The organism is Streptomyces sp. NPDC028368, from assembly GCF_055565615.1.
In genome coordinates this window covers 160405-174180 of record NZ_JBVHTY010000015.1, presented here as the reverse complement: position 1 = coordinate 174180, position 13776 = coordinate 160405, and the positions used below count along the sequence as shown (strand labels likewise).

Below are 13776 nucleotides of genomic sequence, written 5' to 3'. Positions count from 1 at the left end.
AGGCGCCTGCTCGCCGCCAACCACACGGATGTGCCGGTCAAGTTCACACCTCGTCGTATGCGGCGTGACGGTTGCTGAGCAGCACCTCGGCCAGTGCGCGCCACTGGCTTCGCGGGAAGGCATGGGGCTGATCGGTGACGACCTGGACCGCCACATGGTCGGCGCCCCTGGTCAGGTACGCATCGATCCGGTGGGCAATCCGCTCGGGGGAGCCCCAGATGAAGAGCGCGTCGATCAGACGGTCGCTTCCGTGCGCCGACAAGTCGTCCGTGGTGAAGCCGCAACGCAGCCAGTTGTTGGCGTAGTTCGGCTGGGCCAGGTACGGGGCGAGCGCCGCGCGAGCCGTCGCGCGGGCGGTTGACGGGCTCGTGTCCATCACCACGGACGCGGAAGGGGCCAGCAGGGGGCCGTCGCCGAGCAGCTTGCGGGCGTAGGCGGTGTGGTCGGGGGTGGTGAGGTGCGGATGAGCCCCCGCACTGCGGGTGGCCGCGAGCTGCGTCATCTTCGGCCCATGAGCGCAGATGAGCCGCGCGGCCTTCGGCAACGGCGCGGTGGAGCGGTCCAGTTCGTCGAGGTAGCTGCGGAGGGCTGTGTACGGCTGGTGGTAGCGCTTCTCGATCTGCGGGTGGCCCACACCCAGGCACAGAAGCAGGCGCTGGCGCATGCCCGCAGGCAGGGCGTGATGGTTCGCGGCGAGCGTGTGCGCGGGCTGAGGCCAGATCGTCACGCAGGCAGGGACTACGACCGTGCGTCGGGTCGCCGCGAGCAGCTCTGCCGTCGTGACCAGGTCACCGCGGGGATTGCCCCCGGGACTGCCACCGAGCCAGAGCGTTCCAAAGCCCAGCTCATCGAGTTCAGCGGCGGCCTCCCTTGCCTGGTCGCGGTCCCCGTGGGTGAAGGCCAAGCTCCAAATACCTATTCTTCCCAGGTCCATGCCACGTGTGTACCGTCGAGCGGCCAGACCCGTGACCGGGCGGGCCTTGGTGACCGGAAACCCGCGAGCTTTCGCCCGAGACGTCGCTCTTGACTGGCCGCAGCGATCAGGATGTCAAGCGCTCAGGGCAGCCTCAACGTGAACCAGGGCACGCTGTCACCCGGCAGCACGTACCTCTCCACTTCGACAAATCCGTGCCGTTGCGCGAACCGCAGCCCGTCCGGGTTGGAGGCCCAGACAATCGTCTCGATCACGTCGGCGCCGAGCTTTCGCGCCTGTGCCAGCCCGCGCTCGTAGAGTTCCCCGCCAAACCCTTGTCCGCGGTGAGCGGGAAGCACCCTGGCGATCACTGTGGCCGTCGAAGCGTCCTCGCTCGTCGGCGGACGTACCGTCGTGCAACCCACAAGGACGTCGTCGAGATACGCAACGTCCAACTGGTTGCGCTGGGCTCGCTCACGTATCTCATCGAGAGACAGGACGGCAGTGGGAATGATCAGGTTGTGGACGGACTGCCAGTCTTGGAGCGTGGCATCGCCGTCCACCCGTTCGAAGCGAAGGTGAGACATCGCCACAGGAAACCCCGCACATCCTGGGGAGTCAACTGGAATTGGCACCCGAGTCCTTCAGAGCGCGCGGGCACGGAGGCGGCGCAGCATTCGGGCATCCTCGAAGCCCACCGTGCGGGCCGCGGTGTCCACCGTCGCGCCATGGCTGATCAGGTGCTGGGCGCGCTCGAGTCGTAGCGTCTGCTGGTAGCGCAGCGGCGTCAGGCCACCCGTGGCGCGGCTGAACATCCGGGTGAGGGTGCGCTCGCTCACGCCGTGGTGGGCGGCCAGGTACGCCAGCGGTAGCTGCTCGGCGAACCGCGCGTCGATGAGATCCTGGACGTGATGGACGGTTTCGTCCAGGTGAGAGCGGTGCCTCAGCATGGCGCTGGCTTGCGGCTCCTGACCGTTGCGGCGCGCGTAGACGACCATGTTCCGCGCTATCCGGGCCGCGAATGCCGGACCGTGCCGGGCCGCCAGAAGGTGCAGCGCCAGGTCGATGCCGCTGGCGATTCCCGCCGAGGTCACCACCCGGTCGTCGGTGGTGAACAGCACGTCCCGCACCACGTTCGCCCGGGGATGGCGGGATGCCAACTCGTCCTGCAGATCGTGGTGGGTGGTGCATCGGCGTCCGTCGAGCAACCCCGCCTGGCCCAGCGCAGCCGCCCCGGCGCACACACTGGCGACGGTGCCGCCGGCGGCGTGATGCGCGCGCAGCCGCTCCAGCGGCACCGGCCCCAGTTCCGGTCCGCCGAGAAGTGCGGGCGCCCGCCACCCCGGCACCACAACCAAGTCGTCGGGCGCCAGGTCCGGCCAGTCGGTACGGGCGGTCAGCGGCAATCCCTGGGCGCTGGTCACCTGTTCCTGCTCGGCGAAGTAACTGAGGCGGTAGGGCTGCCCGAAGTTCACTGCCGTGCTGAATGCCTGGGCAGGTCCGGCCAGGTCGAGCAGGTGCACTCCGGGCAGCAGAACGAAGACGACGTGGGTCACGCCCCGGATGATCCCAGTTCAGCTTCCAGCTCGGCCACCGTGGCGATCCGGGCGAACCGGTCGCGAAGGACCGCCTCCGTACGCTCAATGATCGCCTCGGCGCTGATCCCACCGATGGCGTTCGTGGTGGTGGCATCGGTGACGAAGACCATCCGGTAGCCGAGGTCGCTGCCGACCCGGGTGGTGGTTTCCACGCACTGTTCGGTACGGATTCCGCATACCCACAACTCGCCCACGCCCGCCTCGGTCAGCAGCTGTTGCAGGTTGGTGGTGGTGAAGGCGTTGTGGGACGTCTTGCGCAGCACCGGTTCGTCGGGCTTCGGCCGCTCCAGCTCGTCCAGGAGCCGGACGTGGCCTTCGGCCGGGTCGAACACGTCCCCGCTGCCGGGCTCGGTGTGCAGCACCCACACCACCAGATCGCCGTTTGCGCGGGCGAGGCGGACCAGCTGGTTGACCGGTTCCGCGATCTTCGGGTTGGCGATCTCATCCCACAGGGGGCGGGCGCGGAACGATTCCTGGACATCGATCACTATCAACGCTCTGTTCATGCCATCAGTGTGACGAGGAGCGATGCGGCTAGGACAGGCCTGATCCGGGCCCGCACCGGACCGATCCGGTCAGCGAGCCCTGGCTGCTGGCGGGGCGTCAGGACGCCCGCTCGTTCGCGGCTACGGGCTATCGCGGATCAGCGAGAAGCGGCCTGAAAGGCCTCAAGCAGCTCGCTTACGCGCCGCGACGGCCGTCGGGTCCGTTCCACGACAGTGATTCGGCGATCCGGTATCGACTAGCTTGCTAGAATGCTAGCATCGCCTGGTGAGTGATGAGGAAGTCAAGCAGTTCAACGTGTACCTGCCGATCGGGCTGATCAAGCAGCTCAAGTACCGCGCCATCGAGTCGGGCATGTCGTTGTCGGCGTTGGTCGCTGACGCACTGCGCGCCTACCTCGACGACACCCATGGGCACACACAGCAATCGACTGAGAAGGAGAGCTGACATGGCGACCGAAGGAATCGAGGCCGTGTTCTTGACGACCCACAACTGGGGTAAGGCGGCGAAGTTCTTCCAGGCCCTGGGCTACGAGTTGGAGTTCTCGACCGACCACAACTCCGGCCGGCTCCGCAACGGCGACGGGCCGTACGTCTTCATCGCCGAGATCCCCGAGGACCGAGAGCCCCAGACGCAGATCGTGCTGAAGGTGCCGGACGCAGGCGAGTTCCGTCCCGATCCTGCCGTCGAGGTGGTCACGCCGTTCGAGGACACCCATTACGGGACCAAGGAGATGACCGTCCGCGACCCCGACGGGCGTCTGTGGAGCCTCCAAGCTCCCACCAAGAACTGACCGCAACGAAGGGCGAACACGAAGGGGGAACACCATGACAGACAAGCAGACCGAGGCGCCGGACAGCACTGCGGTGCGGACCGCCCTCTGGCGGGCCATGCACGTCCAGGCCGACTCGCCACCGTACGTGCTCGAGGACGAGATCGGCCTACAGCTGGCGGACCCCGACGATGACTGGCGCCGCCGCCCCGACATGGACCCGCACGCCACCCAAGGATTCCGGGCGGCCATCGTGGCCCGCGCTCGTTTCATCGAGGACCTGATCGCTGAGCAGGCCGACCGCGGCGTCACCCAGTACGTCATCCTGGGAGCCGGCCTGGACACCTTTGCCCAGCGTAGGCCGGAGGTCGCCGCCCGCCTACGGGTCTTCGAGGTAGACCAGCCCGGCCCTCAGGCCTGGAAGCGCCATCGCCTGGTCGAACTCGGCTACGGCATCCCCGACTGGCTGCATCTGGTACCGGTCGACTTCGAGGCGAGCGGAGACTGGCTGAAGAAGCTGGCCGCTGCCGGCTTCGATTCCAGCCGGCCGGCGGTCATCGTCTCCACTGGCGTCACCATGTACCTCACCAAAGACGCCACCGCGGCCACCCTGCGCCAGATCACCGGGCTCGCACCCGGCTCGACGCTCGCCATGACCTTCCTGCTGCCGACCGAACTGCTCGACGACGCCGATCGCCCCGGCCTCCGGACGAGCGAGGAAGGCGCGCAAGCATCCGGAACGCCGTTCATCAGCTTCTACACCCCGCCCGAGATGCTGGCACTGGCCCGCGAAGCCGGCTTCGAAGACGCCCGACACGTGTCGGGAGATTCGCTCGCCGAGCGCTATTTCGCCGATCGCACCGACGGCCTCCGCCCGTCAAGCGGAGAGGACCTGCTGCTGGCCACCACCTGATCCCTCGTCACGGCCATCTGCCCGTGGGCGGTGTCGCTCGGCAACCCGGCGGTAGCAGAGCTGACGCCTCAGCGAACGGGCACACCGCCCTTCGCTGAGGGCGAGGCTGGGCCCCGGGCAGCTCGAGCGCCTGCGCTTACGGAGGAGAACCAGAGGCCCTGATAGGTGGCTTTGGGGCGCCGGCCTGCGCTGATGGCCTTTCGGTTGTTTCACGGTCATGCCCGATGATGCGGCTGAAAGTCCCAGAGAAGTCCCAGGGCCCCAAGGGGGACGGCCACTCTTTCGCCTCTAATACTCCAGCTGTAGATGGTGATCTTCACGCTTGTGCGGCTTGCCGCCGGTAGTGGCTGGCTTTGGATCGGGCCTGGTGGCGGCGTCGCCAGTCGGACCAGCGGAGCCAATGAGTAGCATCGTGAGTGGACTGTGTGACGAGAGTGATGAACAGGCGCTGGATCTCGTTGCAGGTGAGCGGAATAAGGCCGTCTGGTGCTGGTTGTCGGGCGTGCTCGTCGGCTCTGACGACGGCGAGGAAGGCATGCGCGAGCATGGCGAGGGTGACCCAGCGGGTCCAGGACGTGTAGCGGCGGGCCTGGTGCTCATCCAGTGCGGCCAGGCCCTTGCCGGACTGGAAGAACTCCTCCACTCGCCACCTTGATCCAGCGACGCGCACCAGCTCGGTCAGCGGCACCGTGGTGGGCGAGTAGCAGCGGTAGTAGGCGAGTTCGCCGGTGTGGCGGTTGCGGCGGATCAGCAGCTGACGGCTCCCAGGGCGGGGATCGGCTACGTCGATAACGGCCCAGTCGTAGAAGCGGTGACCCTTTGCCCCGGTCCCGGCCGACAGCTTCTGCCAAGCTCGCTTGGGGACCTTCTTGGCCAGGGAGTCGGCACGGAACCTCCCAGCCCCTGTGGTGGCTTCGTGTGAGCAGGCCACCGCGAGAACATAGCCAACGCTGCGTTCCTCCAGCACGTTGCGCAGTTTCGGATTGCCGCCGTAGACCTCGTCGCCCGCTACCCACGGGGCCAAGTGGCTGGCGTCGAGGAACCGGTCAACCATGCGCGAGGCCAGTTCCGGTTTGGTGGCGAACGGGGCGTCCTCGCCGAGCCCGGCGGCACGGCAGCGGCCTGGGTCAGAGGTCCAGGAGGCCGGGACGTACAACTCCCGGTCCACCGCGGCGTGCCCGCGCCGACTGGCATAGACCAGGTAGACAGCGACCTGGGCGTTTTCGATCCGGCCGGCGGTGCCGGTGTACTGGCGCTGGACGCCGACCGTGCTGGTGCCCTTCTTCACATCGCCGGTCTCGTCGACCACCAGCACCGCCCGCTCGTCGTGCAGATGCTCCACCACGTAGGCCCGCAGGTCGTCGCGGACGGCATCGGCATCCCACTTGGCCCCGCTGAGCAGGTGCTGCATGGCGTCCGGAGTGGCCTCCCCGGCCCACTCGGCGATCGTCCAGCAGTTCTTGCGCGGCAGGTCCGCCAGGAGTCCGAGCACCAACCGCCGGACCCGACGCCGTGGCTCCACCCGGGCGAACCGGCCCGCAATCCGGCCCATCATGGCCTCGAATGCGTCATGCCATCGGGCCGGGTCTACGCTGTGACCTGCGGCCACCGCTTGATCGTTCGTTGTCTTCACAAACTACGATGATCACCGGTGGCCGCAGCCATCCCGCCCCCCCCGTCCAGATGACGGAACCGCACGGTGACAGCAGATACGTCAGGCCATCCAGCCAAGAACTGGATGATGAGGCTCAATCGTGCATGGAGTCGGCTCGGACAGTGTCAGGACAACTCGCTTTGGCACGAACCCCGGAGAATCCTGCCGAAAACGATCACGATCCGCAGCCGACTACGGGGCGGTCGCAGCCCGGTGTCGTGACCAGAGCGGTTGTAGGGCGATGCCGAGGGCGAGCAGTACCGCGGCGGTGAGGGCCGTGGCACCGAGCCAGCCGAACGGCAGGCTCGACGCGACCGGCAGGGCCAGTAGCAGAGCGACCCCCTGCAGGACAGTGGAGGTCACCACCAGCTCCTGCACTGGCTGGCCCTTCCGCCTGCGGATCACCGTGATTCCCCACAGCAGTGGGAAGAGCAGGCAGACGATTGCGAGGAGGGCGAAGAGGGGCACGTCGAACACGGCCCCCATGTTCCCGCCGCCGGGTGAGTCGTCGCCCGGAACGGGCACCGGATGTTCCACATTCCAGTTCGCGACCCGCGTCGCTTCCACGAACACGACGGAGAACGCCCCCGAGGCCAGCGCCGCCGCGCCGAACCAGGCCTGGCCCACTGCCCTGTCTCCTGCCACCATCGCTGCTCCCCCCAGTAACCGCTCCGCCGGGTCGACGCGTTCGCTGCTCCAGACCCTGCGTGATCGACAATAGCGGGGTACCGATGGCCAGCATCGTGATCCGACTGGCGACGCCACCACCAGGCCCGATCCAAAGCCAGCCACTACCGGCGGCAAGCCGCACAAGCGTGAAGATCACCATCTACAGCTGGAGTACTAAGCGGGGTTCGGGGGCGAGGTGTGGGCTGGAGCTCGTACATCGGCCGAGCCGCCCTGTGCTGACGGGGTGTCGGATACGTTATGACAGCAGGATGGCTTGCCGGTTGGGCCTGCGCCGGGCCTTGTGGCGATATCTGCCGTAGGTGGGGCCAGGAGAAGTCGGGGTCGGCTGCCGAAAGTGTCGCTGCTGTTCACACACTGATGTCGAGACTGGGGCTTGGGGCAGCGCGGTGGCCGCGTCGTTAGCTCGTCGGCATGCGTTGGCGCAAGTCCTGGTCGAGGATGTCCATTTGGTCGGCCAGGGCGACTTTGTGAGCGGGCCAGGGTTCCGCGGGGGTGAGACGGAAGTCGACACCGTCCGCTGGGCGGAAGATGCCCAGCGATGTGCCGTGTTCTTTCTGGTCGTGCTTGATGGCGCACAGTGAGGGGGCGATCAGCGGGCGGATGAGTGAGTACCGCTCGCGCCACCCGTCGCTCGTGCCGATCCTGTCGATGACCTTGAGGGTGTCCAGGTTGGGGCGCAGGCTCTCGGGCCGGCGGTCCTGGTGGCGGCGTACGTTCACCTCGACGATCGCGTATTTGGCGAACTGGGTGGTCTCGATCATGCTGCGGAAGGGGACGGGAAACAGCCGTACGTGTTCCGGGGTTCCGCAGTCGAGCCGTATTCCGGCGACGCAGCTCGTCTCGCGGTACTTCGTGGACAGTTCGGGATACGTCTTGACCGTGATCATGATGCGTGCACGTTCGTACGAGCCCTCCATTGCCCACCCCCGGTGTGATCCGCCTGGTCCAGATTGGAAGTGAGGCGGTCCCCAGGCACAAGAGCGCCTGCCTGCAGGGGAGTAGAAGTCAGGCCAACGCGGTGACAGGTAGCGATCTGCGGCGGCGAAGGGTCTCCGGAACCACTTGACGATGGCAGCGTTCTTCGTCCTTCTCGAAGCACAGCACGGCTACCCGTCCCTGAGCTGCGTGTTCGGCCAGGGCGTCGAGATATCAGGGAGTTTCACGACCAGCTGCGCGGACAGGTCCGCGAGACGCTGGGCCGCGACGCGGCACCCACCGCCGGCGTGATCGCCTCGCAGTCGCTCAAGGCGGATGCCGTCGTCGGAATGGACAGTCGCGGCTTCGACGGCGGCAAACTGGTAAACGGCCGCAAGCGGCACATCGTGGTCGACACGCTCGGCCTGCTGCTGGGCGAGATGGTCACCGCCGCGGACACCGGCGACCGCACCGCCTCCCAGGTGCTGCTCGGGCAGGTCGCCGACGTACACCACCGGATGGAACCGGTCTGGGCCGACGGCGGCTACACCGGCAGCCTGGTCGCCTCTAAGGGCTGTCCCGTAATCCCTGGCGGGCGCGCGACGACAGCTACGGCACCTCGCCGCGTTGTCGGAACATCCCGATACATCCAGTATCGGGACGCTCCTCCGCCTTGCGATGCAGCTCGGCATCCGTACGGCAAAGGGAGAGCCGAGACCTAGTGAGCGCAGCGAACGCAGTGCATCTGACGCCGCGCGCTGATCCGCCAGGGATTACGGGACAGCCCTTAGCGCCTCGGGCGCCTGTCGGCCGTAGCCGACGAGAAGGGAAGGATCTTGCTCGCAGCGCCAGTACGTCTCGACGAGGTCGGCGCGGTAGGGGCCAAGAGCGCAGGTGTCTGACCGCAGTGTGTGCCGTGCGTGAGGGCGTTGGTGGCCAGCTCGGAGACGCAGAGGCGGACGTCATGGTCCCGCTCCTCCAGGTCCCAGGCGGCGAGGGTGCGGAGGGCGAAGTCACGGGCCTGACCCACGGATTCGGGGACAGGGGTAAAGAATCGCTGGGTGGGATCGAGCATGGCGAGCCTCATGTCTCGGCGTCCAGGGCAGGGGCAGAGATGCGAGTGCGGCGGCGAGAGCGGTCTGGCGGCCGGCGGGTCGTGCTTCGGACGAGCATCAGCCGGACACCGGAGCCGGTGATCTGCCGCCGCCGCTCGGTGGCTATTGGCTTGGGCCCCAGATGGGAGGCGGCAGGCAGGACCATTCCATAGACATCCGGCAGATCGAGCACGTCCAGCAGCCCGGTGAACGCCGTGCTGAGGACGCTCGTGGTGTTGCCGCGATCGATGAAGACCGCGCCCGGCACAAGCTCGTGGCTGCGGCAATACTCCGCCAGGGCCCCGGTCAGGGCCGTTTGCCGGGCGGCGGTGCTCTTGGGGAGCCGGAGGAAGCCGTAGACGATCGGGCCGTTCACCGGGCGATGCTCCGTGAGGGGTTCCATAGGGTTCCATAGGAGAGACCGTCCAAAGGATCAAAAAGGGGCGGGAGGCGTGGCCCGACAGGTTCCGGGCCGGCTCTACGCGAGTGGCCCTGCTCAACCCGTCGGGAAATGACCCGCAGTTGTACTTCCGTTGCACTTGCGTGCCCCCGCCCGTTCGCGTCGTGCTTCGATGCTGTTCGGAAGGGAGCGGCTCGTGGCGACCGTGCACCACTGGAGCGGCCTGGAGGCCCATGCCCTGCGGCTCGCGCTGCGGATGAGCGTCAGGGTCTTCGCCCAGCCTCTCGGGGTCGCTCAGCGCACGGTCGCCAAGTGGGACAAGCTCCTTGAGTCCACCGAGCCGAGACCTGACACGCAGGCGATCTTGGACACCGCGCTGGCCCGTGCGGATGCCGCTGCTGTCCGGGGCCGGTCGCCCCACTGCCGGGCCGGGACGCCGGGTGACCGCGTCCGGCCCGCGGGCCTGGGAATACGAATCATGGACCGACGACCTCGACCGGGTCGTGGTCGCGCTGTCCCGCCAGTGTCGGCGTTCGCGTAAAAGTGCCCAGCTCGGTACCGGCGAACGTGCACAGCACGCCGTACGTGTCAGGCCAGCAGCGCTGCGGCGTGGCGACGTGCCTGGTGCAACCAGGAGGCGCGGGTTTCATCGGAAGAGTCGGTGACCGTTCGGAAGACGACCCGGCGAACGTCGGCAACTCCTACGTAAGGCAGGACGCATGCCGCCCAGATCCTTTGCAGCGGGTCCCCGAACTCGGCCTCTTCGCGGTCGGCAAGGGTATCAGAGGTGTTCAGGACGAGGGCTCGGCCGACTCTCAGTAGCCCTTCGGGCTCCCCCTCCGAGGTTCCCAGTTTGTAGGCGACGCCGGGCGCGAGGACACGCTGCACCCAACCTGCAAGGACAGCGGGTGGCATGCCCCACCAATTCGGGTGCACGAACACCATGGCGTCAAGTGTGGCCACCTCCGCCCGATGGAGCGCCACCTGCGAATCGTGAGTGCCTGTGGCAGACCGGACCGTCTCCGTTTCGTCGGCAGTCAGCCCAGGTGCGAATTCCTCAGCGCAGAGGTCATGCGCGAGAACCTCGCATCCGAGGTCGCGCAGGTGTTGCACAACGGTATGGAACACGGCGTGGTTAAAGCTGCCAGGCCGTGGGTGCGCGAGGTAGACCCCTATGCGCGGCATTCATCCCCCAAAGGACATCGGTGTCGTCAGCCGAGCGGGGGCCTGCAGACGGCCCCGCTCTGCTGATCATCATGGCCGGTGAGGACTGCTCATGGAGCCGGTTAACAAGATCCGGGTGAGACCACCAGCCGCCCGTGATCCGCCGTCTCACGGTCTGCGGCCGAGACGCACTGGTGGCCCACCCGGAGTGGCGACCCGTCCACGATCGAGCGCATCGAGCAGAGAGTGCGGCGGCACATCGTTCCCCATCTCGGAGCCCAGCCACTCAACGGCATCGGCACGGAAACGCTTCGCCACTGGAAGAAGCGGTTGGAGAAGGACCTCGGTCCGACCACGATCCGTCTCGTCTGGGCGACGCTGTCCAGCATCCTCCAGGCCGCCGTTGAGGACCGCCGCCTCGGGCGCAATCCATGTCGGTCCAGCATGATCGGCCCGCCGGCTGCCACACCCGGAAGGGTTGAAGCATGGACGCCGGAGCGCGTGTTGGCGGTACGGGCGGCGATGCCGGACCGCTACCGGCTCCTCGTCGAGATCGGCGCCGGCCTGGGGCTCCGGCAAGGCGAGGCACTCGGACTCTCCCCGGATGACATCGACTTCGCCAAAGGAGTCGTCCACGTCCGGCGCCAGGTCAAAATGGTGCGGGCGAAGCTGTGCTTCGCGCTTCCCAAAGGGCGAAAGGTCCGAGAGGTAGCGCTGCCGGCGAGCGTGGCCCGCGCCATCCGGCGACACATGGAGGTCTTCGCGCCCGTGCCCGTCACATTGCCCTGGGACGACCCGGGCCCTCCGGAGGCGTCAGTGGAAGCCAAACATCGGCGGCCGAGGACGTACAGCCTCTTGGTGACGGGACGCGAGCGGAAGGCGGTCAACCGAAACTCCTTCAACTCCTACGTGTGGAAGCCCGCTTTGGCCAAGGCCGACGTGATCGCACCGCTGGGGGAGAGTGAGAGAGACAGGGCCCGTGTGTGGGAACCGTCCCGGGAGCACGGATTCCACACCCTGCGTCACTTCTACGCCTCCGAGGAACTGGAGGCCGGGGAATCGGTCGTCTCGCCGGCGCGCCGGCTGGGCCACTCCGACCCGGGGTTCACGTTGCGGAAGTACTCCCACTTCCTGCCTCGAGCCGGTGCGAGGGGCAGCGCCACCATCGACGCGGTCTTCGGGGAGCCCTGACCGGACGTCAGCCCGCCGGGCCGCGGCCCGTAGAGGAACCCGCCGGGAGCCGGGCCCCGAAGCCCCAGAGAAGCCCCAGAGAAGTCCCAGAGGTGCCGTCGCGCCCCGTCCATACCCGCATTCGTGCAGTTCAGACAGGGTGTGACGGACCTCGTCCCTCAGCTGTCCCGGGAACCGGCAGGGTGTCCCAGCGGTCGATCGGCCAAGCGATGACCACCGCCCGTCCCACGACACTGTCCACTGGCACCATCCCACGGCCGGGATTGTGCTGGTGGTAGCGGGAGTCCGCAGAGTACTGCCGGTGGTCCCCCCCGATCACGCAGATGTGCCCGCTGGGCACGGCCCGGGAGCGGGTGGAGCGCACCCGGGAGCGGAACGCGGAGCTGAAGCGGCGACTGGTGGCTGAGGAGGAGACGCTGTCCCGGCTTGTGATCACCTGGGAGACGGGCGAGGAGATCCTGGGTGACGCGGCGCCAGGCGGTGTGCGCGACGGTGGGGATGCGACCGTGTGTGGCGAAACAGGTGGCCAGATCGGTCAGGAATCGAGAAGCGCCGGTCGCCGAGCCGCAACTAGCGTGATGGCCATGGCATCCATCGAATCCATCACCCTCGACGTGGCCGATCCCACGGCCGCCAACCGCTTCTACACCGCCGCCTTCGGTTTGGACACGCAGATACGCCTGCGGGCCTCGGAGGCACCCACCACCGGCTTCCGTGGGTTCACCCTGGCGCTCACGGTGTCCCAGCCGGCGACCGTCAACAGCCTCATCGACGCCGCCCTCGACGCCGGCGCCACACCGCTCAAGCCGGCCGCGAAGTCGCTCTGGGGCTACGGCGGTGTCGTACAAGCCCCGGACGGGACGATCTGGAAGGTCGCGACCTCGGCGAAGAAGGACACCGGCCCGGCCACCAGGCAGATCGACGAGATCGTGCTCCTCCTGGGGGTCGCGGACGTGGCCGCGAGCAAGCGGTTCTACGTCGACCAAGGCCTCGCAGTGGCGAAGAGCTTCGGCCGCATGTACGTCGAGTTCGCTGCTGGGGCGAGTCCCGTCAAGCTGGCGCTGTACAGGCACCGTGCCCTTGCCAAGGACGTCGGCGTCGCTCCCGACGGCACCGGATCGCACCGGCTCATGATCGGCGGCGATTCCGGGCCTTTCACCGACCCGGACGGGTTCGCATGGGAGGCCACATCACTGGCACCCACACCCTGATGTGCCACTGTTGCCCGCCCTCCTCGGTCGCCGATCACGAAACAGCCGCCGGGCTCGGGGCGGTGCCGAGTGCCGGGTGCCGAGCTGATGCGCCTGCCGCGGCCGACCACCATTCTCAGAGGGCCGATTGAACCGCGTGGCTGCCTCCGTACTCTCTCTTCTCAAGCACAGCAGACGATGGCCTGGGTGGGAGCGGGGAACCTTGGCCTCAAGGACAGCACCGGGCCGGCGCATCGGCAGACGTTACTACTCCCTGGACGCCGGCTACCACGTCGTGCTCGAAGGGATCCTGTACGCCGCGCACTACGGACCCATGCTCGAGCAGCTGCACCGCGACCACCGCGGTCACACTCACCACTACTACCTGGACGTCCCTTTCGGCGAGACACTGCGCCGCCACGCCACCAAGCCCCCGGCGAACGAGTACGGCGAGGCCGAGATGCGCGCTTGGTACCGGCCGCTGGATCTCCTGCCCGACGGCATCGAGACCGTGATCCCCGCCGACAGCACCCTCACGGAAACGGTCGACCAGCTCCTGCGCGAGACCGGCCTTGCCGGGCTCCCCGCGCTCGACCGCTGAGAGCACGCACCCGCGGCGCGACTGGCCGGGGGAGGGGAGAGCCTGCAGAACCGGCCCTGAAACCGGGAGCTGGCCCTCACCCGGTGTGGCCGTTCGACGGGCTGGCCAGGGGCATCGCCCGGCGGCTCGGCATGCCGCCGGCCGGGCCACGAACGAGTGATTTAAGCGGACACCGGG

17 protein-coding genes and 2 pseudogenes are annotated in these 13776 nt (G+C 67.7%); 8 read left to right on the top strand and 11 right to left on the bottom strand.

The window, feature by feature from the left end; genetic code table 11:
• Nucleotides 1-43: 43 nt before the first annotated feature.
• The 4 genes from ACZ4S3_RS30525 to ACZ4S3_RS30510 all read right to left on the bottom strand — a co-directional run bounded on the left by ACZ4S3_RS30525 (nt 44) and on the right by ACZ4S3_RS30510 (nt 3017).
• Entirely contained in the window at nt 44-934 is an 891-nt protein-coding gene (locus tag ACZ4S3_RS30525) for a TIGR03620 family F420-dependent LLM class oxidoreductase (RefSeq protein WP_467939814.1), read from the bottom strand.
• 122 nt (nt 935-1056) lie between these two features.
• Nucleotides 1057-1500, bottom strand: a complete 444-nt coding sequence (locus tag ACZ4S3_RS30520) for a GNAT family N-acetyltransferase (RefSeq protein ID WP_467939812.1) — start codon at nt 1498-1500, stop codon at nt 1057-1059.
• A gap of 57 nt (nt 1501-1557) precedes the next feature.
• Nucleotides 1558-2469 carry a GlxA family transcriptional regulator gene (locus ACZ4S3_RS30515; protein ID WP_467939810.1) on the bottom strand — a complete coding sequence of 304 codons (912 nt, stop codon included), beginning with the start codon at nt 2467-2469 and terminating at the stop codon, nt 1558-1560.
• Nucleotides 2466-3017 carry a cysteine hydrolase family protein gene (locus ACZ4S3_RS30510; protein WP_467939808.1) on the bottom strand — a complete coding sequence of 184 codons (552 nt, stop codon included), beginning with the start codon at nt 3015-3017 and terminating at the stop codon, nt 2466-2468. Before ACZ4S3_RS30510 ends, ACZ4S3_RS30515 begins: the two co-directional genes overlap by 4 nt.
• Before the next feature lie 265 nt (nt 3018-3282).
• Here ACZ4S3_RS30510 and ACZ4S3_RS30505 point away from each other — a divergent pair, with 265 nt between their 5' ends.
• The 3 genes from ACZ4S3_RS30505 to ACZ4S3_RS30495 are packed head-to-tail and all read left to right on the top strand — an operon-like array spanning nt 3283 to nt 4700.
• Nucleotides 3283-3462: a ribbon-helix-helix domain-containing protein gene (locus ACZ4S3_RS30505; RefSeq protein WP_467939806.1), complete on the top strand. Its 180-nt coding sequence runs from the start codon at nt 3283-3285 to the stop codon at nt 3460-3462.
• Nucleotide 3463: 1 nt separating this feature from the next.
• On the top strand, nt 3464-3808 hold the full coding sequence (locus ACZ4S3_RS30500; protein WP_467939804.1) for a VOC family protein: 345 nt from the start codon (nt 3464-3466) through the stop codon (nt 3806-3808).
• A 34-nt stretch (nt 3809-3842) separates the two neighbouring features.
• On the top strand, nt 3843-4700 hold the full coding sequence (locus tag ACZ4S3_RS30495; RefSeq protein ID WP_467939802.1) for a class I SAM-dependent methyltransferase: 858 nt from the start codon (nt 3843-3845) through the stop codon (nt 4698-4700).
• Nucleotides 4701-5016: 316 nt separating this feature from the next.
• Here the strand turns inward: ACZ4S3_RS30495 and ACZ4S3_RS30490 are convergent, their stop codons facing one another.
• From ACZ4S3_RS30490 to ACZ4S3_RS30475, 4 genes are all read right to left on the bottom strand, one after another.
• A complete protein-coding gene (locus ACZ4S3_RS30490; protein WP_467939893.1) occupies nt 5017-6252 on the bottom strand; it encodes an IS701 family transposase in 1236 nt (411 codons plus the stop codon).
• A 294-nt stretch (nt 6253-6546) separates the two neighbouring features.
• The gene (locus tag ACZ4S3_RS30485) at nt 6547-7002 is read right to left on the bottom strand and encodes a hypothetical protein (protein ID WP_467939800.1); all 456 of its coding nucleotides are present in this window, start codon (nt 7000-7002) and stop codon (nt 6547-6549) included.
• 440 nt (nt 7003-7442) lie between these two features.
• Nucleotides 7443-7931, bottom strand: a complete 489-nt coding sequence (locus ACZ4S3_RS30480) for a hypothetical protein (protein ID WP_467939798.1) — start codon at nt 7929-7931, stop codon at nt 7443-7445.
• 118 nt (nt 7932-8049) lie between these two features.
• On the bottom strand, nt 8050-8148 hold the full coding sequence (locus ACZ4S3_RS30475; protein ID WP_467939796.1) for a hypothetical protein: 99 nt from the start codon (nt 8146-8148) through the stop codon (nt 8050-8052).
• 161 nt (nt 8149-8309) lie between these two features.
• Between ACZ4S3_RS30475 and ACZ4S3_RS30470 the strand changes: the two genes are divergently transcribed.
• The gene (locus ACZ4S3_RS30470) at nt 8310-8681 is read left to right on the top strand and encodes a transposase (protein WP_467939891.1); all 372 of its coding nucleotides are present in this window, start codon (nt 8310-8312) and stop codon (nt 8679-8681) included.
• A 361-nt stretch (nt 8682-9042) separates the two neighbouring features.
• On the opposite strand, the gene ACZ4S3_RS30465 is transcribed toward ACZ4S3_RS30470, so the two are convergent.
• Nucleotides 9043-9429: a hypothetical protein gene (locus ACZ4S3_RS30465; RefSeq protein ID WP_467939794.1), complete on the bottom strand. Its 387-nt coding sequence runs from the start codon at nt 9427-9429 to the stop codon at nt 9043-9045.
• Between the two features lie 220 nt (nt 9430-9649).
• Between ACZ4S3_RS30465 and ACZ4S3_RS30460 the strand changes: the two are divergent.
• A pseudogene (locus ACZ4S3_RS30460) lies at nt 9650-9977 on the top strand (helix-turn-helix domain-containing protein); the annotation flags it as partial.
• 64 nt (nt 9978-10041) lie between these two features.
• Here ACZ4S3_RS30460 and ACZ4S3_RS30455 read toward each other — a convergent pair.
• Nucleotides 10042-10638 carry an NAD(P)H-dependent oxidoreductase gene (locus ACZ4S3_RS30455; protein WP_467939792.1) on the bottom strand — a complete coding sequence of 199 codons (597 nt, stop codon included), beginning with the start codon at nt 10636-10638 and terminating at the stop codon, nt 10042-10044.
• 225 nt (nt 10639-10863) lie between these two features.
• Between ACZ4S3_RS30455 and ACZ4S3_RS30450 the strand changes: the two genes are divergently transcribed.
• The gene (locus ACZ4S3_RS30450) at nt 10864-11808 is read left to right on the top strand and encodes a tyrosine-type recombinase/integrase (RefSeq protein ID WP_467939790.1); all 945 of its coding nucleotides are present in this window, start codon (nt 10864-10866) and stop codon (nt 11806-11808) included.
• 130 nt (nt 11809-11938) lie between these two features.
• Here ACZ4S3_RS30450 and ACZ4S3_RS30445 read toward each other — a convergent pair whose 3' ends face one another.
• Nucleotides 11939-12172, bottom strand: coding sequence for a S26 family signal peptidase (locus ACZ4S3_RS30445; RefSeq protein ID WP_467939889.1), 234 nt, complete (start codon nt 12170-12172; stop codon nt 11939-11941).
• A gap of 220 nt (nt 12173-12392) precedes the next feature.
• On the opposite strand from ACZ4S3_RS30445, the gene ACZ4S3_RS30440 reads away from it, so the two are divergent.
• A complete protein-coding gene (locus tag ACZ4S3_RS30440; protein ID WP_467939788.1) occupies nt 12393-13019 on the top strand; it encodes a glyoxalase in 627 nt (208 codons plus the stop codon).
• A gap of 247 nt (nt 13020-13266) precedes the next feature.
• Nucleotides 13267-13599, top strand: a pseudogene (locus ACZ4S3_RS30435) (P-loop NTPase family protein); the annotation flags it as partial.
• Between the last annotated feature and the right edge of the window lie 177 nt (nt 13600-13776).